At 60.7% G+C, this 21156-nt stretch carries 25 protein-coding genes; 2 read left to right on the top strand and 23 right to left on the bottom strand.

Annotated features, from left to right (window positions below):
- Positions 1-270 precede the first annotated feature (270 nt).
- From KKO72_RS00650 to KKO72_RS00630, 5 genes are all read right to left on the bottom strand, one after another.
- Positions 271-1641, bottom strand: coding sequence for a sensor histidine kinase (locus KKO72_RS00650; RefSeq protein WP_214934349.1), 1371 nt, complete (start codon positions 1639-1641; stop codon positions 271-273).
- 14 nt (positions 1642-1655) lie between these two features.
- Positions 1656-3107, bottom strand: a complete 1452-nt coding sequence (locus KKO72_RS00645) for a nickel-dependent hydrogenase large subunit (protein ID WP_214934347.1) — start codon at positions 3105-3107, stop codon at positions 1656-1658.
- On the bottom strand, positions 3104-4117 hold the full coding sequence (locus KKO72_RS00640; RefSeq protein ID WP_214934344.1) for a HupU protein: 1014 nt from the start codon (positions 4115-4117) through the stop codon (positions 3104-3106). The genes KKO72_RS00645 and KKO72_RS00640 overlap by 4 nt, the downstream gene beginning before the upstream one ends.
- Positions 4110-5588: a sigma-54 dependent transcriptional regulator gene (locus tag KKO72_RS00635; RefSeq protein ID WP_214934341.1), complete on the bottom strand. Its 1479-nt coding sequence runs from the start codon at positions 5586-5588 to the stop codon at positions 4110-4112. The genes KKO72_RS00640 and KKO72_RS00635 overlap by 8 nt, the downstream gene beginning before the upstream one ends.
- A 107-nt stretch (positions 5589-5695) precedes the next feature.
- Positions 5696-5872 (bottom strand): hypothetical protein, encoded by a 177-nt coding sequence (locus tag KKO72_RS00630; protein WP_214934338.1) that lies wholly within the window; start codon positions 5870-5872, stop codon positions 5696-5698.
- 24 nt (positions 5873-5896) lie between these two features.
- Between KKO72_RS00630 and KKO72_RS00625 the strand changes: the two genes are divergently transcribed.
- Positions 5897-6190: a type II toxin-antitoxin system Phd/YefM family antitoxin gene (locus KKO72_RS00625; RefSeq protein ID WP_214934337.1), complete on the top strand. Its 294-nt coding sequence runs from the start codon at positions 5897-5899 to the stop codon at positions 6188-6190.
- 11 nt (positions 6191-6201) lie between these two features.
- Complete coding sequence (locus tag KKO72_RS00620; protein WP_214934334.1) at positions 6202-6609, top strand: type II toxin-antitoxin system VapC family toxin; 408 nt, start codon at positions 6202-6204, stop codon at positions 6607-6609.
- A gap of 15 nt (positions 6610-6624) precedes the next feature.
- On the opposite strand, the gene hypE is transcribed toward KKO72_RS00620, so the two are convergent.
- Genes hypE through KKO72_RS00530 form a run of 18 tightly spaced genes read right to left on the bottom strand, consistent with a single transcriptional unit; the run spans position 6625 to position 20949 of the window.
- Positions 6625-7683: a hydrogenase expression/formation protein HypE gene (gene hypE, locus KKO72_RS00615; RefSeq protein WP_214934331.1), complete on the bottom strand. Its 1059-nt coding sequence runs from the start codon at positions 7681-7683 to the stop codon at positions 6625-6627.
- Positions 7684-7692: 9 nt separating this feature from the next.
- Positions 7693-8868 carry a hydrogenase formation protein HypD gene (gene hypD / locus KKO72_RS00610; protein WP_214934328.1) on the bottom strand — a complete coding sequence of 392 codons (1176 nt, stop codon included), beginning with the start codon at positions 8866-8868 and terminating at the stop codon, positions 7693-7695.
- Entirely contained in the window at positions 8865-9125 is a 261-nt protein-coding gene (locus KKO72_RS00605) for a HypC/HybG/HupF family hydrogenase formation chaperone (RefSeq protein ID WP_214934324.1), read from the bottom strand. The genes hypD and KKO72_RS00605 overlap by 4 nt, the downstream gene beginning before the upstream one ends.
- The gene (locus KKO72_RS00600; RefSeq protein WP_214934322.1) at positions 9116-9751 is read right to left on the bottom strand and encodes a hypothetical protein; all 636 of its coding nucleotides are present in this window, start codon (positions 9749-9751) and stop codon (positions 9116-9118) included. The genes KKO72_RS00605 and KKO72_RS00600 overlap by 10 nt, the downstream gene beginning before the upstream one ends.
- A 34-nt stretch (positions 9752-9785) precedes the next feature.
- A complete protein-coding gene (locus KKO72_RS00595) occupies positions 9786-10922 on the bottom strand; it encodes a carbamoyltransferase HypF (protein WP_214934319.1) in 1137 nt (378 codons plus the stop codon).
- A gap of 5 nt (positions 10923-10927) precedes the next feature.
- On the bottom strand, positions 10928-11950 hold the full coding sequence (hypB, locus tag KKO72_RS00590; protein WP_214934316.1) for a hydrogenase nickel incorporation protein HypB: 1023 nt from the start codon (positions 11948-11950) through the stop codon (positions 10928-10930).
- Positions 11951-11979: 29 nt separating this feature from the next.
- Positions 11980-12321: a hydrogenase maturation nickel metallochaperone HypA gene (locus KKO72_RS00585; RefSeq protein ID WP_078365877.1), complete on the bottom strand. Its 342-nt coding sequence runs from the start codon at positions 12319-12321 to the stop codon at positions 11980-11982.
- The gene (locus KKO72_RS00580) at positions 12314-13486 is read right to left on the bottom strand and encodes a nickel-dependent hydrogenase large subunit (protein ID WP_214934313.1); all 1173 of its coding nucleotides are present in this window, start codon (positions 13484-13486) and stop codon (positions 12314-12316) included. The genes KKO72_RS00585 and KKO72_RS00580 overlap by 8 nt, the downstream gene beginning before the upstream one ends.
- Positions 13483-13989, bottom strand: coding sequence for a [NiFe]-hydrogenase assembly chaperone HybE (hybE, locus tag KKO72_RS00575; RefSeq protein ID WP_214934310.1), 507 nt, complete (start codon positions 13987-13989; stop codon positions 13483-13485). The genes KKO72_RS00580 and hybE overlap by 4 nt, the downstream gene beginning before the upstream one ends.
- Positions 13986-14228 (bottom strand): rubredoxin, encoded by a 243-nt coding sequence (locus KKO72_RS00570; RefSeq protein WP_214934307.1) that lies wholly within the window; start codon positions 14226-14228, stop codon positions 13986-13988. Before KKO72_RS00570 ends, hybE begins: the two co-directional genes overlap by 4 nt.
- A complete protein-coding gene (locus tag KKO72_RS00565) occupies positions 14210-15094 on the bottom strand; it encodes a hydrogenase expression/formation protein (protein ID WP_251140358.1) in 885 nt (294 codons plus the stop codon). Before KKO72_RS00565 ends, KKO72_RS00570 begins: the two co-directional genes overlap by 19 nt.
- Before the next feature lie 34 nt (positions 15095-15128).
- Positions 15129-15593 (bottom strand): hydrogenase, encoded by a 465-nt coding sequence (locus KKO72_RS00560; RefSeq protein ID WP_214934304.1) that lies wholly within the window; start codon positions 15591-15593, stop codon positions 15129-15131.
- Between the two features lie 25 nt (positions 15594-15618).
- The gene (locus KKO72_RS00555; RefSeq protein WP_214934302.1) at positions 15619-15930 is read right to left on the bottom strand and encodes a HypC/HybG/HupF family hydrogenase formation chaperone; all 312 of its coding nucleotides are present in this window, start codon (positions 15928-15930) and stop codon (positions 15619-15621) included.
- Entirely contained in the window at positions 15930-16565 is a 636-nt protein-coding gene (locus tag KKO72_RS00550) for a HyaD/HybD family hydrogenase maturation endopeptidase (protein WP_214934299.1), read from the bottom strand. The genes KKO72_RS00555 and KKO72_RS00550 overlap by 1 nt, the downstream gene beginning before the upstream one ends.
- Before the next feature lie 5 nt (positions 16566-16570).
- Entirely contained in the window at positions 16571-17314 is a 744-nt protein-coding gene (gene cybH, locus KKO72_RS00545) for a Ni/Fe-hydrogenase, b-type cytochrome subunit (protein WP_214934297.1), read from the bottom strand.
- Positions 17315-17351: 37 nt separating this feature from the next.
- The gene (locus KKO72_RS00540; RefSeq protein WP_214934295.1) at positions 17352-17954 is read right to left on the bottom strand and encodes a HupE/UreJ family protein; all 603 of its coding nucleotides are present in this window, start codon (positions 17952-17954) and stop codon (positions 17352-17354) included.
- A gap of 35 nt (positions 17955-17989) precedes the next feature.
- The gene (locus KKO72_RS00535) at positions 17990-19846 is read right to left on the bottom strand and encodes a nickel-dependent hydrogenase large subunit (RefSeq protein WP_214934292.1); all 1857 of its coding nucleotides are present in this window, start codon (positions 19844-19846) and stop codon (positions 17990-17992) included.
- Positions 19847-19872: 26 nt separating this feature from the next.
- Entirely contained in the window at positions 19873-20949 is a 1077-nt protein-coding gene (locus KKO72_RS00530; protein ID WP_214934289.1) for a hydrogenase small subunit, read from the bottom strand.
- Positions 20950-21156 lie beyond the last annotated feature (207 nt).

The raw sequence follows: 21156 nt of genomic DNA, 5'->3' as shown, positions 1-21156 counted from the left end.
GCAGGGCGGTCACAGCCCACAACAAGGCCACACCGGCCAGAAACACCACATCCATGCACTTTCTCCTATCAAAAACGATGGGAGGAGCTTATTTTTGGGGACGTAAAAACGGGGAAGAAAGGGTGGATGGTGCTGTAAAAAAACTGTAAAAATGTGACGGGTGGGGCACCAATACCCAAGCTTTCACGCGCTGGGCCTCAGAGGTCTGGCCTTGCCGTCTTGTTCAGGCCAGCTGGCGTTGCAGTGCCGAGGCACAAGCCTGCGTGAGCGTCAAATGGGCGACGCTGATGGCGCTGTGGTTGGCAAGCGCAGCAAAAACTCCGCACCGCCCTGCGGGTGGTTGTGGGCGCTCAGGCTGCCACCATGGCGCTTGACAATGCCGTAGCCGATGGACAATCCCAGGCCGGTGCCTTTGCCGACTGGTTTGGTGGTGAAAAAAGGCTCAAAAATCCGGGACAAAACCTGGGGCTCAATGCCCGGGCCGTTGTCGTGTAACGAGATCACCACCCAGTCGTCCTCGCGGCTGGTACAGATGGCCAGTTTGGGTGCCGGGCCGCTTGGGCTGGACGCGGCGTCGTAGGCATTCTGGATCAGGTTCATCAGCACCTGCAACAACTGCCCGGCGTTGCCCATGACGGTGCAGCCCGCGCAGTCCTGAAACGTCACCTCAAAGTCCAGCTTCATGCCGGTACGTACCCAGTGGATGGCGCGCGCCACCACACTGTCCACGACGACCACTTCACGTTCCTCACCGTCGAGCACCGAGAAGCGTTTAAGACCGTCCACAATGCTCGCGGTGCGTTGGGCGCCCTCGATGGTGCCGTCCATCAAGGAAGGCAGGTCTTGCAGGATATGTTCGATGCGCAGCTTTTGCGCCAGGGCGGCCAGGTCCGGGTTGTTGCTGAAGGCGGCTTCGGCATGTAAGGCGTCCAGATACTGGCGCAGCCGGGTGGTGTAGCGGTTGAGCACATGCACATTGCCCAGCACAAAGCTGATCGGGTTGTTGAGTTCATGCGCCACACCCGCCACCAGGCGGCCCAGCGACGACATTTTTTCGGCATGCAACAGTTGCTGCTGGGTGAGTTTGAGCGCTTCGTGGGCCTCGTGTAATTGGTGATAGGCGCGCTTGATCTCGGCCATCGGCCGCCCGACAAACACATAACCCACGCAGCGCCGTCGGCCATCAAAACGCGGTGTCACGGTGAAATCCACCGGCACCGCCTGGCCCGCCTTGTCGCGCAGCAAAAGCTCCACCGTGTCACCGTGGCGCAAATGGGGTGTGCGCTGCATCATGTCTTGCAGCACGTCGGCACCCTGGCTGTTGTCCAACAGGCTGTGCATGGGTTGGCCCATCAGGGCTTCGTCGGTGTTGCCCACCAGGTCACACAGGGCCTGGTTGGTTTGTTCGATCAAGCCGTTTGCGTCAGCCGCCACCAGCACGTCCGACATCGACGACAGCAAGCTGAAAACCAGTTGTTGTGACGCTTCGAGCTGGGCGTTTTTTTGCTCCAGCGCCACCTCGTCGGCCAGCAGGCGCGAATAGACCTCGTCCATCTTCTGGATCACGTCCAGCCAGGCGCCTTCGTCCAGCCCTTCCTGCGGGGGCTGTGTGGCGCTGAGGTCTGGCCGCGGCAGGTCCATACTTTTTTGCCTGGTTAATGCACGGTGCAGACCATACAAGGGTCAAACGAGCGCACGATGTGTTGCACCGCGACCGGGGTTTTGTCCCCCTCGGCCACCGGCGCACCGACCAGTGCGGCCTCCAGTGCCCCCGGTGTGCCTAAACTGTCGCGTGGTGAAAAGTTCCAGCTGGTGGGCGCAATGATCTGGTAATTGGCAATATGGCCGTCGCGGATGGATAACCAATGGCCCAGGCTGCCACGTGCCGCCTCGCACAACCCGTAAACATCGGCGTGGTCGGGCAGGTGGCTGTCCACACAGCAGGTGGCCTCGGGCACGAAGGTGCGTAAGTAATGCTCGGCCAGTAACACCAGCTGGGCCAGTTCCAGGGACCTGGCCAGCACACGGGTCAAAACATTGCCACGGCTGCGTTGCCACAGGGCGCGAATCAGTGGCTGGCCGTTGGCCAGCTGGCGCGCCAGGGCACCGGTTTCCAGCACTTGGCCATCCAGGCGAGGGGCTTTGTTCCAGGTGTAGGCCTCGGGTTTGTCCATTTTCGGAAGTGTCAGGCCCACCGCAGGTGGCAGAGCTGCACCGCTGTCAGCCAGCCAGGCGTGGCGGGCATCTTCGGTGATTTTTGCGATGTTGACCGTTTGCAGGGTGTCACCGTTCCACACGCCGGGAGCCATGGCGTAAGCGCCGTCGTGCTCGGCAAAGGCACCGTAGCTCATGGTCAGATCCGGGCCACGGCCCAAGGTTTCCAACCCCAGGTCTTGCGCGATGGACAAAAACAGCCGCAAGTCGCCGCGCAGCGGCTCGCGCTCGCGCCATTGGGCCAGCGCCTCTTCACTGTCCAATGCAATCATCGCTTCCAGCGGGGCCGCATACAACACGCGCTCCAGAAAACCGCGCATCTCGGCCACACGTGCGCCAAGCCGGTAACGCTCGGAGCTGCTGATGCCTCGGGTGGAGCCGCCGGGCACGATGGATTGGGTGTGTGGCCACTTGCCGCCCAACGTGCCCATGATGTGCAGCCAGCGCTGCCGCACCGCCAGCGCTTCACGGGCGTGTTCGCCCGACACGGTGGAGAACCGTTGCAGCGCCTGCGCATGCCAAGTGCGCCCGGCATACACCTCGCGGGTGAAGTCGGGCATGAAGAACAGGTAGAAGTGCGTCAGGTGGTCGGCCGCGTTTTCGCAGGCCAGCATCAGGTTGGTCAGCAGCACCCCGTTGGGTGGGGGTGTCACACCGCAGGTCGCTGCCAATGCCCGTGCGGCGGCAACCGACTGGGTGACCGAGCAGATGCCGCAGATGCGCGGCACATACACCAAGGCGTCCAGCGGGTGTTTGCCTTGCAATATTTGCTCGAATCCCCGGTACATGGTGGCGTTGACCCGGGCCAGCGTGACCTGGCCGTCTGCCACCTCCAGACTGACTTCCAAATCCCCTTCGACCCGGTTGAAGGGCCCTATCAGCAAACGTGTCATTTCAGGCGTGTTTTCTTGATCATGGGTGCCATCACGATGTGGCTCGATGTGGCGTTGAGTTTGACGCGTTTGGGCGTGGCCGATTTGGACAGCGAGGCCAGCGCCACAAACCAGGCTTTGTGCATGTCGGTGGGCAGGCCGATGGGAATGCCCGCGATTTTTGGGGTCTGATCAAACCGGTGGCCAGGTTCCTCAAAACCAGGCTCGGTGCAGCTGATGCAGGCGTAACCACCGCGTATGCAAGAGCCTTCACCGTTCCACAGGCGGATGTTGCAGTCGGCATGCGCCTGGGTGCCTTTGCAGCCCCGGTTTTCCATCATGCAGCCCAGGTCGCCTGGCGCTTCGGCGCTGGCTTTGTATTCGTAGTATTCGTTGCGGGTGCAGCCGTGGTGCACCAGCTCGTCGCTGTAAAAACGCGGCCGGCCCAAGGCATCGAGCTGCTCTGCCTGCATCGGGTGTGGACCCGCCAGCGCGGCCAGGGTCTCCAGCACCCAGCCTGGATGGGTTGGACAGCCCGCGACGTTGATCACCGGCAAACCGGCGCTGCTGCGCCAGTCGCTGCCGAGCAGGCCTCCTGCCTGGTCACCTTCGTATTGCAGGCCGCAGGCATCGGTGGGGTTGCTGCCGGCGGCGGTGATGCCACCAAAAGCGGCACAGGTGCCAATCGCCAAAACATGCTGCGCCACGGCGCTCAGGCGGCGTATCCAGGTCATCATGGGTATCTGGGTGCCCGCCATCAGGTGAAAGCGGCCACTGCCTTCCGGACCACGCAAGATGGAACCCTCCACAAACAGGGCGTGCAGAGTGATTTTGCCGGTCAAACAGTCGTCCAACACCGCCAGCAACTCCTGGCCGGTTTCCAGCGAGAGGGAAGGGTGCCACAGCAGGTTGATACCCGCCTGGCGCAGCTGGCCCCGAAAGTCCGCCGTGTCAGCACACAACAGCGACATGCTGCAACCGCCACAGCCACCCGACTGCAGCCACAACACGTTAAAAGCAGGTTCACGCATCGGTTTGCCCCTCCATGCCAAAACGCGCCAGTTTTTGCCGCAAACCGACCCGTGACAGGCCCAGTTCTTTGGCGGCGTGGGTTTTGTTCCAGCGGTGGCGCAACATGGTTTCGCGCAGAATCACCGCCTCGATCGCATCCAGGCGTTCCTGCAGGCTGCCACTTTGCGCCAGCGGGCTGCCCTGCGCGGTGGCGGCCTGGCCCGGCTGCCCGTAGAGCACCCGTTGTGAGAATGAAGTGGCTGACACGGTTTCACCATCCGACAGGGCCACAGCGCGATAAATCTCGTTTTTTAACTCGCGGATGTTGCCGGGCCAGGGGTGCGCCAGCAAATTGGCCGGTACATCTTTGGCAAACCGCACATTCGGGTGGCCCAATTCCACCCCAGCGCGTGACAGCAAGGCTTGGGCAATCGGCAAGATGTCGGCACTGCGTTCACGTAGCGGCGGCACCGACAAGGTGATGCTGGCAATGCGGTAATACAGGTCTTCACGGAAGCGCCCGGAGCGCACGTCTTGCTCCAGGTCGCGGTGGGTGGCGGCAATCACCCGCACATTGATGCCGACCGGGCGGCTGGCGCCCACCGGGCGTACCTCACCCTCTTGCAACACCCGCAGCAGCTTCACCTGGAAAGCCGGAGAGGTGTCGCCAATTTCATCCAAAAACACCGTGCCCCCATCGGCACGCTGGAACAGGCCCACATGGTCTTCAAAAGCCCCGGTGAAGGAGCCGCGTTTGTGGCCAAACAGCTCGGATTCGAGCAGCGTGTCAGACATGGCGGCGCAGTTTTCCATGACAAAAGCACGTTCGCTGCGTGGGCTGGCGTAATGGATGGCGCGGGCCAGCAACTCCTTGCCGGTGCCCGACTCACCGGTCACCAGCACAGCCAGGTCATAACGCGCCACGCGTGCCGCCATGTCACACACCGCGTCCAGCGGGCTGCCGGGCGCACGCACCATGGTGTCAAAGTCGAACGCTGCTTGGGCTGTGGCCAGTGACAGCTGTTTGAGCTGGCGCAGCACCGGCGCGCTGGTGCGCAACTCCAGATTCAGGCGCTGGGTTTGCAGCTGCAGGCTACGGGCCTCGACCGCGTTGCCCACGGTGGTCAGCAGGTGCTCGGGCAGCCAGGGTTTGGGCAGGTACTGGTAAATGCCGGCCTCGTTGATGCCGGCAATGATGTCCTGTGAGTCGGTGTAACCCGAGATGATGATGCGCACCGTGTCGGGCCACAACTCACGCACTTGCCCGAGGAACTTGACGCCGGTCGTGCCCGGCATGCGCTGGTCACACAGAATCACGCTGACCTCATGCTGCTCCAGCAGCTTGCGCGCCTCTTCTGCCGAGGTGGCGGTCAGCACCGAAAAATCTTCTTCCAGGTTGCGCCGGATGGCGTCGAGCGAATGGGTCTCGTCGTCCACCACCAGCACCAGCGGCAGCACGATGTTTGAGAAGGGCAGGTCTGGGCTATTCATGTGGCTTTGGGTGTGGCGTACGCGAGTTTCAGTTTGCGCTGCTGCACCAGGTGGCGGGCTGTCCAGGTGGCTGGTTTGTTAAAGAAAAAATGATGCCAAGCCACATGTTAGCTGAGGCGATAGCTATAAAAATAGGGGTTCATCCGGGTGCGTTCTTCCTTGTTGTCGTCAAGCTTGATCCAACACATTTCATCATGTTCGCCCGCCACCTGCCTGGTTTCTGAGCGCTGTGTCAGAGCGGGTTCGCCAGGCAGAGTAAGTTGATACTTGTCTAAAATGTACATTTGTTATGTGCATGAAAGGTGCTTATGTCTATTTCAATCGCCCAATCGCGCCAGCAACTGTCGTCCTTGATTGCACTCGCACAGCAGCAGCCTCAGTTCATCACCAACCGCAATAAGCCGGTGGCGGTGCTGGTGTCTGCCGATTACTTTGCGCGCAACCAGGCCGGCGTGCACACTGAGGCACAGAGCCTGTTCGACCGGGTAAAAGGCCTGCGGGAAAAATTTGCGCCGCAGGACGATACCGGGCTTGATGCAGCAGCCTCAGCTTCACGGCAAAACGCATGGCAACGTGGCAATGCGTTTTCTGACACTGTCTGAAACGTATCCCTATGAACGCCACCATTGTTTTAGCGGACACAAATGTCATCAGCGAATTTGTCAAAAAGAACCCTGACACGCGCGTGATGCAGTGGCTGCAGGCGGTGGAGTTGATGGCTATTTCGGCCGTCACCTTGGAAGAAGCGCACTTCGGCCTGGCCTGGCAGCCCAATACCCGCAAACTTGCCTTGTTCAATGCGCTGGTGGCGCAATTGCATGCGGTTTACCCCATCACGCCCGCCATAGCGCAGCGCGCTGGCGCGATGCGTGGGCAGTTTCAGGCCCAATGCATTGCTCGTAGTACCCCCGACATGCTGATTGCCGCCACGGCCATGGAGCACCAACTGGTGCTGGCCACGCGTAACGTGCGCGACTTCATGGGCTGCGGTGTGCAAGTGGTGAACCCGTTTGATGAATAGTGGGCAGGTCAGACACTAACAAATCCGCGGCAACTGTTCACCACTGAGCCAGTCCACCACCCGGCGGCCACCAAAACGCGTGGCCATTTGCACAAAACCATGCGCGTCTTCCGTGACGGTGCCAATGCGTTGTGCGCCTTGCCCCAGCGGGTGAGCCCGCATGGCTGCCAGCAGGTTGTCGGCCACCTCGGGCGCGCAGATGGCAATCAGTTTGCCTTCGTTGGCCACATACAGCGGGTCCAACCCCAGCAGTTCACACGCGGCTTCCACCTGCGGCAGCACCGGAATGTCGGCCTCGTTGATCAGCATGCCCACGCCGGACTGCTGCGCAATTTCATTAAGGGTGGTGGCCAGGCCACCGCGCGTGGGGTCGCGCAACACATGCAGCTTGTGTGTGTCGGGCAGGGCTTGTAACATGGCTTGCACCAGGGTGTGCAGGGCAGCAGTGTCGGAGGTGATGGCGGTCTCAAACGTCAGCGACTCGCGCTGCGACATCACCGCCACGCCGTGTTCACCCAGGGTGCCAGAGACCAGAATCACGTCGCCCACCTTGGCCTGGCGGCCATCGATGCACAGGCCCAGCGGCGCCACACCGACACCGGTGGTGCTGATGAACACACCGTCACCTTTGCCTTTTTCCACCACCTTGGTGTCTCCGGTGACGATGGGTACACCTGCCTCACGCGCGGCGGCGGCCATGGATTCCACAATGCGTTTCAGTTCAGCCAGCGCAAAACCTTCTTCAATGATGAAACTGGCCGCCAGGTAGAGCGGTTTGGCGCCCGACATGGCCACGTCGTTGACCGTGCCGTGCACCGCCAGGCAACCAATGTCACCCCCCGGAAAAAACAGCGGCGAGATCACATGCCCGTCGGTGGCCATCACCAGCCGGCCTTCAGAGGGCAAGGGCAGCAGGGCGCCGTCATGGCCTTGGCGCAGGTACTCGTTGTCAAAAGCTTTGGCAAACAACTCGTTGATCAGCTGGGCCGCAGCACGGCCACCAGCGCCATGCGTCATGTCAATGTGGCCGTGTTTGAAGTCGATTGGGCGCAGGTAGTTTGGGGAGCTGGACATGGCAAATGGCTAGGCTTGGTTTGCTATTGATTTGAAAGCTTTTGGCCCTTTATCTACAAGGGCTAGATCGCGAAAACGTCCATAAGAGTAGTGCGCGGCACAGGCGCCTTCGTTGGACACCATACACGAGCCCATCGGGCTCTCGGGTGTGCAGACGGTGCCAAACAGCTTGCAGTCTTGCGGGCGTTTGACGCCGCGCAAAATCGCGCCGCATTCACATTGTTTGTGGTCTGGCACGCTGGCATACACCAGCTCAAACTTGCGCTCAGCGTCCCAGGGGGCAAACTCGGGACGGATTTTCAGCGCGCTGGTGGCCACCTCACCCAGGCCGCGCCACTCAAAACTCTCGCGCAGCTCAAACACCTCGGCCATGATCTGTTGGGCGGCCACATTGCCGGTGGGGGTGACCACTCTGGAAAACTCGTTTTCCACCTCGGCGCGGCCGCTGTTGACCTGGCGCACCAGCATCAAAATGCCCTGCATCACATCCAGCGGCTCAAAGCCGGTGATAACCACCGGCTTGTGATACGTCTGGGCAAACGGCACGTAGGGCTGTGAACCAATCACGATGCTCACATGCGCCGGGCCGATGAAGCCGTCCAGCGGCACCGAGCCGATCTCGCGGGCTTCAGCTGAGGCCAAAATGTGGGTGATCGCCGCCGGGGTCAAGACATGGCAGCACAACACGCTGAAATTGCGCAAGCCACGCGCCTTGGCATCACGCAGCACCAGCGCGGTGGGCGGTGTGGTGGTCTCAAAACCGATGGCAAAAAAAACCACCTCGCGCTCCGTGTGCTGCTCGGCTAGTTTGAGTGCGTCATGTGCCGAATACACCATGCGAATGTCAGCACCACGCGCCTTGGCCTTGATCAGCGAGAGGCCGTTGGACGCGGGCACGCGCATGGTGTCGCCATAGGTGCACAACATCACGCCCTGGTCCAACGCCAGACGGATGGCCAGGTCCACCCGGCCAATGGGTAAGACACACACCGGGCAGCCCGGCCCGTGGATCATGCGCACATTGGGCGGCAACATGTCCGCGATGCCGTAGCGCGAGATGGCGTGGGTGTGGCCGCCGCAGAACTCCATGAAGTTGTAGGCGAGGTCCGGTTTCACCTCGGTCGCGATCTTGTCGGCGATGTGGCGGGCAGAGTCACCGTCGCGGAATTCGTCGATGTATTTCATAGCACTTCACCCATGACTGGCAAGGGCTGTGGGCTGTTTTGTGCCTCAGACAATTCGGCAAACAGCGCCAACGTGCGCTGGGCTTCCTCGGGGTCAATCTTGCCGATGGCGTAACCCACGTGGATGATCACGTAATCGTCCACCTGCGCATCAGCCACCAGGTCAATCGACACCTCTTTACGCACACCGCCCAGGTCAACAACGGCACGCTGACCGGGCAAGATTTCCACCACGCGGGCGGGGATGGCTAGGCACATGGGGGTTCCTTGGTTGCTATGTTGGAAGTATCAGGCTGCGCACGTCGGTGCAGTTTTGCCCGCCCTCGTCGCCAACCCTCAAGGAGCTCTGTGTTTCCGCTCGCGACTTCCAGGAGCATTTGAAGGGACAGAATAGGTCCCGGCACAATGCCTTCTTCATCGACATCTGCATCCGCATAGTCGGGGTTGCTTGGAATTTCTACGTTGACCACCCACCATACTTCAATCTTCCGCAGAAGTTCAACCAATACCGGGAACTGGTCTGTATGGTTTGACTCCGTTTGGCCAGTGACGACCTCGAAGAGTTTGTGAGCCAGGAGATTTCTGGTTTTTTTGAGCAATTCAAATGTTTCCAAGTCTTGGTCATTTATTACCTGGTATTCATGCACCCAACTCAGCGACGCGTAGAGCGCACTTCTGTTTCGTGACAGAACCTTCGTTTCGTACTCTTGCGAAACAGTTGACCCCTCTTCAGACCAACCAGTCGAGAAGAAATCTCGGATGCGATCAATCGCTGAGTTCTTGAGAATCTCAAAGGTGGTGATGAACATCGTCGCCATGAAAAGCGATGGCCTGACAAGTTCTGGATTGAGGAATCGTTCCCAACGTTCTTCGTATGAACTCATGTGATATCCAATTTGAGATCGCCTGAGTGCGCGGTTATTCGCACAGTCGGGGCGCGATTGACCACATGCTACGCGCCGCCACCCAAGCCTGCCCCAGCGCCAACCCGGCATCGCCACACGACAGGTTCCTGGTCTGCAACACATTCAAACCCGCCGCATCCAACTGCGCAACGATGGCGCTTTTGAGGATGTGGTTGAAAAAGCAACCACCGCCCAAAGCCACGTCGGTGATCTGGTGGGTGTGTGCCAGTGCCACGGTGTGTTGGCACAGGGCGGCAGCCAGCGTTTGGTGAAAGCAGAGCGCGGCATCATCCACGGCAGCGCGGTTGTGGGTGTCCACATTCAGCAGGCGCTTTAACAGCAGCGGGCGCAGCTCAATCACACCGTCGGGTGTGGTGTTCCACAGGGCGGGGTTGATGGGCGCAGCATCCAGTTTTTGCAGGTGGCGTGTGGCGGCTTGTTCCAGTGTGATGGCCGCTTGTGCCTCAAACTCTTGCCGCACGCTCAAACCCAGCAGCCCGGCCACTGCGTCAAACCAGCGCCCGGCAGCGGTGGACTGCGGGCAGTTCAGGCCGCGTTGCAGCATTGTGTGGATGGTGTGCGCTGCGGCGTCACCCACGGCGGGGGACAGGCGCGGCACGATGTGCTCGGCCATGCCACCGTGGTGCAGCAGGGCGGCTGCCATGCGCCAGGGTTCTTGTGCGGCTTTGTCGCCACCGGGTAGGGCCAGCGGGCTCAAGTGGCCCAGGCGTTCACAGCGGGCACCTTCCACCAGCAGCACTTCACCGCCCCAGGTGGTGTGGTCCGTGCCCAGTCCCACGCCATCGAGCGCGATGCCGATCACTGGGCTGTCCACCTCATGTTCAGCCAGCACGGTGGCGATGTGGGCGTGGTGGTGTTGTACGGCGACGGTGGGCACGCCCAGTTCATGCGCCAAGCGCAGGGCGAGTTGGGTGCTGAAGAAGTCGGGGTGCAGGTCGTGCGCGACCGCGTCGATGGGGCCGGTGGCTTGTGTCAGCAGCTGCTGCACCGATGCCTCCAGCGACAGACACGCCTGTGGGTCTGACAAGTCGCCGTGGTTGGCCGACCACAACACGGCATTGGGTGCCGTGGTGTCGAGTAAACAGGCGGCGTTCTTGAGGAACGCGCCACAGGCCAGAACACGTGCCACGGTGTTTACGCTTTGGCGGGCTGTGCGCTGATTTGCGCTTTGGCTTGCGCCAGCTCGACCTCCAGCTGGGAGATGCGGGCTTGCAAAGCGTCGGCGCTGGGGTGGTCTTGATCTTTGGCCAGCAGCCAGTCCAGCCAGGCGCCCATGCCTTGGCCGGTGGTGGCAGACAGTTCCAGGATGTTTATGCCGGGGTTGATACGGCGCGCGTAGGCTTTGCAGCGTTCCACGTCAAACGACAGGTGCGGCAGCAGGTCGATCTTGTTGAGGATCATCAGCTGGGCTGCGGCAAACATGTCGGGGTATTTGAGCGGTTTGTCCTCGCCCTCGGTGACCGACAGGATGGCGACCTTGGCCTTTTCACCCAGGTCCCAAAGGGCGGGGCAGACCAGGTTGCCAACGTTTTCGATGAACAGGATGCTTGGTGTTGTGTGGGTGTGGCTGTGCGAATGGGCGTGGTCATGGTCGTGTGCATGCCCGTGTCTGTGTCCGTGGGCATGTCCATGGTCGTGATCATGGCTGTGGTCATCGTGTGTTTCGTCGTGCGCGTGGTGTTGCGTGGCATGGAGGTCCAGTCGCGAAAACGCCTCGGCCACCATGGGTGCGTCCAGGTGGCAACCTTTGCCGGTGTTGATCTGGATGGCGGGTGCGCCGGTGGCGCGAATGCGGTCGGCGTCAAAGCTGGTTTGCTGGTCGCCTTCAATCACCGCCACGGCCACGCCGGGGTGCCGCTGTTTCAGGGCTTCGATGGTGGCGCACAGGAGCGTGGTTTTGCCAGAGCCGGGGCTGGAGACCAGGTTGTAGGCGGTGACGTCGTGCGACGCAAAGTGCGCCCGGTTTTGCGCGGCAATGGCGTTGTTGGCGCCCAGCACATCGGTCTCCAATTTGATGGCCCGTGCCTGGCTCATGCCGGGCACCGACACCTTGGCCGCCCCGGCACCAAAATGCAGGTCCCCGGTGGTGGGGTGAACGGCCACGTTGGGGTCTGACGGGGTGGCTCCGGTGTTGCTGCAACCGCAAACGACGCACATGTTGTCTTCCTTTTATTTTGTTGGTGAAATCAGATGACCTGCAATTCCATCACCCGCAATTCTGTGCCACCAGTGGCTTGTAGTTGCGAGCCGCCGCACAGCGGGCAGGGGTCCAGGCGGGAGCGAATTGCCACACTTTGGCAGCACGGCATACACCAGGCGGTGGCGGGTGGTTCGTCAATGTGTATGGTGGCGTGTTCCAGGCAGGTGCCGGGCGCGATGGCTTCGAGCGCAAATCGCAATGCCGACAGCTCCACACCACTCAAGGCACCGGCTTCCAGACGCAGATGGGTGACGCGCTCAAACGGGTCGCGCTCGCGGGTTTGCTCCAGCACACGCAGGATGCCGCCCGCCAGACTCAGTTCATGCATGGCGGCTCTCCAGATGCGCTGGTGCCGTCACCTTGCATTCCACGCAGGCATCAAACGCTGCAGCGAGCGCCAAGGCGGACGAGGTGTCTTCTGGCGCCAGGGCGGTCAGCGCCTGGGCGAGTGCACCTTGGGGGTGGAAGTTCCACTCGGTGGGTGCCACGACCCGGTAGTCCACAACGCTTCCTTGTGCATCCAGCTGCACCCAATGCAACAGCAGGCCGCGTGCCATTTCGCACCAGGCAATGGCTTGGCCGTCGCCCACAGGCTGCGCGCCACTGGCCAAGAGGGCGGGCAACTGTTGCGCTGGGGTATGGGGTTGGATGGCAGCGATCTCTATCAGCTCGGTCCAGCGGGCGGCCAGCCGTGTCCAGGCGCTGACTTGAGTGGTTGCTGTCTTGTGCTGATGGCGCAAGCGTGTCCATGGGCCGGTTTCGGCGCAAGCACCCTGCCAGCTTGGCGCTTGTGTGAAATTTTGGTCATTGGCAAGGGTGTTGGCCAGCGTCTGCATGGTGGCGGTTTGTAGAACCGGGTCGGTGCTGAGCAGGTCCAGGCGGCGTGAGCCAGGGGCCAGTGTGTTGGCCAACGTATGCCAAGTGTGCAGGTGTTGCGCCGGTGGCAGCTTCGGCGCGTGGGACAGGCACCACTGCGCCAGCGTTTTGTTATCACGGTGGCGAATCAGCCAGTGGCCAAGGGGTTGGCCCAGCAGGGCCTCTTCCAGCCAGCGCCTCAGTTGGGTGAGTGTCTCCCAGGCCTGGTCTGGCGTGACTGGGCTGCTTGCGTGGTTGATAGACAGAGGGCAGTTGTGCAACCAAGCTTGTGGGGCGGCTTGGTCTGGCAAGCTGGGTTGTCGGCGTGGCCAGTCCAGCGCCATGCTGCGTAAGTGGTCACGCGCTGTCGCCAACCACAACAACACAGGCGGGTCAACGGGCAAAGGCTGGTCGGGGTGCGGGCTGGCGGCATGCAGTACCAGACGCGCTGCGCGGCGATGCGCGTGTGAACACAGCGAGAACAGCTGTCCCAAAGTGCGTTCAACCGCTTCACCCTGCAGCCCACGCAGCAGCCGCCCGAGGGTGCCATGGCCCATGACCGGGCGATGACCTGTGATGCTGTGTAACTGGCCAGGGTGCAGGGTGTAGCTGCCAACCAGATCCATGGCGACGCTCATGCTTGTGGTTGCGTGGCTTGGGTGCCGCGTCCGAATAAAAAGCCGCGTCGGCTTGGCAGGGTTGGAGCGGTGCTGACGGTGGATGTCACAGTTGTGCGAAGCAAGCGAAGTATTTCGCTCGCAGTATCGGCTGCTGCGGCATGGTTGGCAAACTCAAACATCGGTGAAAACAGCGAGCAGACTTCAAACGCGCCCACGTCTGGCTCGAAAGCCCCGACAAACTCAAAAGACTGCTGGCCCACCGCCCGCTTGCCTTTGTTGCCGTTTGACAGCAGCGTTGCCCCTGGTAAACAGGCTTGTGCTGGCAAACGAACCAGGTTCATGAACCATGGGGTCACCAGCACGCCGAGCAACATCTCGGGTTCATCCGGAACGGGTGCAAAACCGATGGCCTGCACACGCAGGGCCGGGTTGTGTACCGGTACGTCGCGCATGCGGGTGCAGGCGATCTTTTTGAAAAGCAGCTCAAGCGCCGCGCCCCGGACTGGCTGGGTGGTGTTCATGACACCACCATGAACTGGTCCGCGGCACCGTCACATTGCGGGCAGCGCCAGTGCGCGGGCAAATCGGCAAAGGCGGTGCCGGGTGTGATTTGCCACTGTGGGTCGCCATCGGCCGGGTCGTAGACCCACCAGCAGATCTTGCACTCCAGCTTGGCGTGCGCGGGCAGGCGTGAGCTGTCGCCCAGGTAGCTGCCTTCAAACTGTTGACCGTTCACGCCGCTCAAGACTGGTTGACCCATAACAAAACTTCATGCAGGCGGTGCACTGAATCAAGCAGGTCTTCCGGTGCGGCGCAGGCGACTTCGGGCATGTCGGTCACCTCCACGGAGTTCAGGATCACCGCGTCTTGTGAGTTGTAATAGACCACCCGCCAGGTGTGCGGCACACAGCAGTTGGTGATGCGGCAGTTGCCATAACCGCGCGAGAGGATCAGTACCCGCCCGGTGCCCAGCTGGTGGTCCAGGTAAGCAATGTCCATCGGTGTCAGGGGCAGCAGGCTCAGATTTACCACGTGGGGGATGTGACCCGGCAGCCAGGTCTGACGCTGGTCTTGTAGCTCGACCAACACGCTGGGGGCGTTCATCACATCGGGTGGCATGGGCAAGGTGGCGGTACGGGTCTGGCTGCCGTCCAGTGCTGCGGTTTGACGCAGCACCTCAGGCACCGCGCCCACTTCAATCCAGTCGCTGACCGTGCCATCCGCTTGAGATGCAATGACGCGCCAGATACCGGCAAAAACAGATTCCTGGATTTGCAGTCCGGGTGTGCCGTGTTCGGCCAACACCTGTGCGCTGACTTCGCCTTCACCCAATACCTGGTTGATCAGGTGCAGGTCTGGTGTCGTCATGCCAGCCAGCGTGATGCGGGCTGTGGTGTGTTGGGGGGCGGCGCCTTCGGCCACTTTGCGCAGGGCGCCAAGCACCTCATGCAGCACTTGGACTGCACCCGCATGTTGGGCAATGTCTTCTGGCTCAGGCAACACCGGTGTGTGGAAGGTTTCCATGCCCTGTGGCATGGAGATGTAGTCCAGCGTCTCGTCTTCTGAATAACTGCCGGGGCCAAGATCGGCCACCACGGGAATGGGAAACGGTTTGATGTCAAACATGTGGGGCTCGCAATCTGGCAAAAGGTGAGGGCGCTCAGTGGCAGCTGGCGGTTGGCGCTTGGCTGCTGACCAGGGGAATGCCAATGGTGGGCGCGCGACCTTTGGGCGTGGCAAGGGCTTGGGCCAGCAGCGCCAGGTAGTCGGTCCAGTCGTGCATGCCTGACAGGGTGGTCACATAGTCACCATCTCTGAAAAACATCAAGGTGGGCCAGCGTTGCGAGCCGAATGTTTTGGCCAGGGCTTCTGCCGTGTCAGGCACAGCAACGGCCATGCCGAACGGGCGACCCACTGAGGCGCTGGCTTTTTGCAGTTCCGGCAAGACCACCGCCACGTCCACCGCTTCCGGGAAGCGGATCGGATCGCCAGCAAACAACAAGACGTGATCACCGTGCTGGTTGGCCAGCCAGGCCTCTAGGTTGTCAAAGTTTATCCATGGGGCTTGGTGTTTGTGGACCAGTTGAGCCAAGAGTGGCGGGGCGTCGATGTCAAAGTTGGTCATGGGTGGCTCCAAAGTGGGGTGTTGATCAGCTTTGTGTCATCTGTTGAATGGTTTGCACATCCATACCGGAGGGCAGAGAAAAGCCGGGTTCGTCCAGCAAGGTGCCTGGGCCACGGTGCCCCAGTGCAGACATCAGCAGATCCAGCGTGGCGTTGACTTCGGTCGCGCGTTCGGCGCTGATCAGTTCGCGTGCATCGTCCAGAAACACCAGCAACCATTGGCCGGGCGCGCAGTGCTCAATCAGGCTGGTTCTGACGCGTCGGTTTTCACCGCGCCCGTCAACCCAGGCAAAGCCGGGTTCAAGCGCTGTCACCTGCATCGGGATGCCAATACACATCAGAGCACCTTGGGCATAAAACGGTCGTCCCCCTGGCGGCAGGCCTGCTCGGCGCTGGGGCGCTCACGTTCATACCGCGCCAGCGTCAGCATGGGGCCCGTCAGGGCGGCGTCTTCTGGCAGGGCTTGGGCACGTCGTTGGGGTTGGGCACCCCAGGCTGTCAGGGTGTCAATGGCTTGGGTCAAGGCTGGCGTCATGGCCTGTCTAACGACGGAACGCAGGCTGCCGCCATAGTCTTCCAGCTCCTCCGGCTGGCAGCCGATCAACAGCACCTGGCCCGGATAATGCCCGGTGAGCTGGGCCAGACACAGCACCTCCTGAAAGCCGGTCTGGTGCAGGCTCATCTTTTTGGCACCCATGAATTTGGGCACGTCCTCGTTCTCGATCAGCTTCAAGCTGCCGGGTTCCAGGCCATAGTCAATCGCATCAAAAATCAGCAAACGTGTGGCCGACTGGACGTTCTGGATCAGGTACAGGCCCTGGGTGCCGCCGTCAATCAACTCCACATGGGGTGCAAACGTCCACTCGCGTTGCAGGGCCTCAATGCAGCGCACACCAAAACCTTCGTCGGCCCACAACACGTTGCCAATCCCCAGCACAACGATGTGTTCCTCAACCTGCTGTTGCATGGGCATGGTGGCTAATCTTTGAAGGTGCGAAAACCGGAGATCATGGTGCTCACAATACTTTGGCGGCCCATGATGTCCTCGCGAATGGCCGCGTAGATGTGCACGACGGCAAAAATCACAATCACCCACATGCCCATGTGGTGCCAGGTGTGGACGTCCTGGGACTGACCCATCAGCGGGATCACCCAGCCAAACAACTTGTCCGCCCAGGAGCCTGCCTGCAAGCCCTCGCCATACATGGCAAATCCTGTGCAAATCATGAACACGGCCGTGATGATGAACACAAAAACCATGGCAAAACGTGCCATCGGGTTGTGGCCGATGTAGGGGCCGGGGCGTGGGCCCATGAAGGCGTACCACTTGACCATGGACAACATTTCCACCCAGTAGGCGCGTTGCCACAGAGGCACCCAAAACAGCTCTCGCGCATGGTGGTTACCCACAAATGCCCAGTAGATGCGCCCGAGCAGGCCGATGGCCAGGACATAGGCTGCCGTGAAGTGGGTGAACCGGATGTAACCCATCAGAAAGTGGGCGCTGGCCTCGCCAGGCATGGTGGGCAAGGGTGAGCCAATCAGATAACCGGTGATGCACAGGACCGTGATGGCCGAGGCGTTGACCCAATGCCAGACACGTACCGGTGCTTCGTAAACGTAGACCGACTTGATGGAAGAACTCTTGGCCAACTCTTCCGCTTCGGTGGGCAACGCCGCTTGGAGGTCGTCTGCGGCGGGTGAAACGCTGTGGGTGTTCATGGTGTCTCCTCGTGAGGGGGCATGCGCCAGACTTGGATCAGAGTTGACTGAACAGATACAGGCCAGCACCACTGCAGAGCGTGCCCAAACCGGCCATGATCCAAGTCGACTTTTCAGCCACGTATTTCTGGATGCCCAAGCCGATGGCCACACCCCCAAAATGCAGGGTGGCCGTGGTCGCCAAGAAGCCCAGGGCATAGGCGGCGAAACCGGTTTCAGGTGTTTCGGCACCGTGCGCCAGTCCATGCAGGCAGGCAGCCAGCGCCACTAGGCCGAGGCCGGTTGCGACGGGCATCTTGAGGCGGCTTGCGACCAGCATGGCACCAAACAGCACCACACTCAGAGAGATCAGCTGTTCCAGAAACGGCAGATGCAAGCCAGCGGCCCCCAGGGCAGCACTGACAATCAATGACAGCATGAAGGTGGCTGGTCCCCACCAGGCTTTGTTGGCGGGCAGGGCTGAGACAGACCAGAGGCCCACAGCCACCATGGCCAGCAAGTGGTCTGCGCCGAATGGGTGGGTCAGGCCTTCGGCGATGCCAGACGTGCCGTGACCTGTGTGGGCCTGGGCCAGTGGCGCCGACAGAGCCAAGGCTGTCAGGCCAAGTCCGCGCCAAGTGGTTTGTGACAACAGTTTCATGAGGTTCTCCAATCTCGAAATAGGGTGTGGGTGACTCAACGTACTTTGACGTTGGCCATTTCCTGGCCGTCCGGGCTCATCACATGGGTGGAGCAGGCCAGGCAAGGGTCAAAGGAATGCAGCGTGCGCAAGATTTCCAGCGGCTGCTCGGGGTTGACCATGGGTGTGTTCATCAGCGAGGCCTCAAACGCCCCAATCTGGCCCTTGGCATCGCGTGGGCTCCCGTTCCAGGTGGTGGGCACCACACATTGGTAGTTCTCAATCTTGCCGTCTTTGATCTTGATCCAGTGGCCCAGCATGCCGCGTGGCGCAGCCACCGTGCCAACCCCTTTGGCCTCTTTGGGCCAGGTGGCCGGGTCCCATTTGTCGACATTGGCGGTGCTGCGGTCACCCGCCTTGATGTTGGCGACCAACTCGTTGAAATCGTCGAGCATCATTTCGCCGCAATATTGGCCTTCCAGTGCCCGTGCCAGGGTGCGACCAATGGTGGTGGGCAACAACTGTTTGGCGGTGTATTGTGTTTCTGGCAGACCCAAGGCCTTGGGGAAGACGCTGTTGATGACCTGCGCCGAGTACTCAATCTGTTCTTTGGGACGTTGCGCATAGGTGTTGCCCTTGCTGGCATGGGCATAGGCCAGGATGTAGCGCGACAAGGGCCCGACTTCCATGGCGTGACCGCGCCAGCGGGGTGATTTGATCCAGGAGTATTTGGCGCTTTCGTCAATTTCCTCGATGTTGGTCTTGCTGCCTCTGGTTTTGTCGCCCAACGCGTAGTGGGGTTCGGTGACACCATCCCAAGGGTGCAAGCCCTTGGTGTCGTCGGCATATTTGTACCAGCTGTGCGAGACAAACTCCTGCACCTGCTCGGGGTCGCGCGGGTCAATCGGCAGGATCTCGTCCCAGTTGCCGTTGAGAATGGCGCCGCCAGGCAGCTGCTGGGTTTTGGCATCCCCCATGACCTTTTCGTAGGTGCCGTAGTCACTGACATTGGTGGCGCTCAGGCCACCGCCATACAGCCAACCTGCTTGTTTGTAGATCGTGCCAATGGCCAACACGTCGGGGATGTAGACGTTTTTATTGAACTCGATCATTTCGTCAATACGTGCCTTGACGAAGTTGAGCCGCTCCATGTTGACGGGGGCACCCGCCGCGCCGTCGCCATCAAGGTTGATGGCACAGGGCACGCCGCCTACCAGGTAGTTGGGGTGCGGGTTTTTGCCACCGAAGATGGTGTGGATCTTGACCCAGTCCTTTTGCAGGTCCAGCGCTTCGAGGTAATGGGTGACCGCCATCAAATTGGCTTCTGCGGGCAAGACATACGCTTTGCTGCCCCAGTAGCCATTGGCAAAAGGACCCAGCTGTCCACTTTCCACAAACTTTTTCAGCCGGTTCTGGATGTCCCTGAAATAACCCGGTGAGGACAGGGGGTGGGACGGTGAGACCAGTTGTTGCAGCTCGCTGGTCTTCTTGGGGTCGGCTTTGAGTGCCGAGACAATGTCCACCCAGTCCAGCGCGTGCAGGTGGTAAAAATGCACCGCATGGTCATGCACCTGCAGCGTTTTGGCCATGATCTCACGGATCAGGTAAGCATTTTTGGGGATGGTGATGCCCAGTGCATCTTCGACGGCTCTGACCGATGTCAGGGCATGGCAGCCGGTGCAGACACCGCAGATGCGTTCCACAAAAGCCCAGGCGTCACGCGGGTCGCGGCCTTTGAGGATGACCTCCAGCCCACGCCACATGGTGCCGGTGGATACCGCGTTGCGGATGATGTTGTCTTTGTCAACGTTGACTTCACAGCGCATGTGACCCTCGATGCGGGTCACCGGGTCAACAACAATGCGCCGCCCGGTGTTGTCTAACTTGAAGCCTTGTGTGTCGTAAGCGCCCATGGTGTTCTTGTCCTTGAAATAGTGGGTCAGGCGTTGCTTGTGGGTTTGTCTTTGGCGACAGCCCGGCTGATGGCCGATACCGCCGCATGGGCGACGACTGCGGCACCAACAACGGCCGCCGCCGTGCCACCAATCTTGTCGGCGGTGCCTTCCACACCAAACTGGTGGATGGTGGTCAGGCGGTCATAGAACGAACCCTTGTCCCAGAAGCCATCTTCAGAGCAGCCGATACAGCCGTGACCGGCCTTGATCGGGAAGCTGGTGCCCTCGTTCCACATCACGGTGGAGCAGGCGTTGTAGGTGGTGGGGCCTTTGCAGCCGACCTTGTAGAGGCAGTAGCCCTTGCGCGCGCTCTCGTCGTCAAAGGCCTCGACAAATTGGCCGGCATCAAAGTGCGGGCGGCGGTAACACTTGTCGTGGATACGCTGGCTGTAGAACATCTTCGGGCGGCCCTGGCGGTCCAGCTCGGGGATCTTGTCAAAGGTCAGCATGTAGGTGATCACACCGGTCATCACCTCGGCAATCGGTGGGCAACCGGGCACCTTGATGATGGGTTTGTCGGTGATCACCTTGTGGATCGGTGTGGCCTGGGTCGGGTTGGGTTTGGCCGCCTGCACACAGCCCCAGGAGGCGCAGGAACCCCAGGCGATCACTGCCTTGGCGTCCTTGGCAACACGTTTGAGTTTGTCGATGAAGGGTTTGCCCGACTGGATGCAGAACATGCCTTCTTCGTTGAGCGGCGGGTTGCCCTCCACAGCCAGGATGTAGTTGCCCTTGTACTTGGTCATCACCTCTTCAAGAATGGCCTCGGCCTGGTGCCCGGCGGCGGCCATCAGGGTGTCGTCGTAGTCCAGCGAAATCATGGACAACACCACGTCTTTGGCCAGCGGGTGGGCGCTGCGGATGAAACTCTCCGAGCAGCAGGTGCATTCCAGGCCATGCAACCACAGCACCGGGGTGCGCGGTTTGGTCTCCATCGCGTGGGCGATCTGCGGCACAAAAGAGGGTGCCAGGCCGAGTGAGGTCGCGGTCAGTGAACAGTATTTGAGCAGACTGCGCCGGGATATACCCTGGCGACGCATGACTTCGTAGAAAGTCTCCATTGGCTTGTCTCCATCGTTTTTGTTGGACGATTGAGGTAGATCAAGTTGCGTGCCATTTGGGAAGACGCTAGGGTAAGTCCTGAGCAGGCAAGGCTAAGTGTTTGATTTGTTGTGCCTGTGGCCTGCGGTGTGGGTGGTGTCAGTTAGCAGCTCGCTGACTGAACTGGTTACTGACCAGTCAATGGTTTGTCCAAACTGGATACAGAA

This window comes from Rhodoferax sp. U11-2br, assembly GCF_018619435.1.
Taxonomy (GTDB): Bacteria; Pseudomonadota; Gammaproteobacteria; order Burkholderiales; family Burkholderiaceae_C; genus Rhodoferax.
Note: the sequence above shows the minus strand (reverse complement) of the source record. Positions and strands in the feature narration are given on the sequence as shown.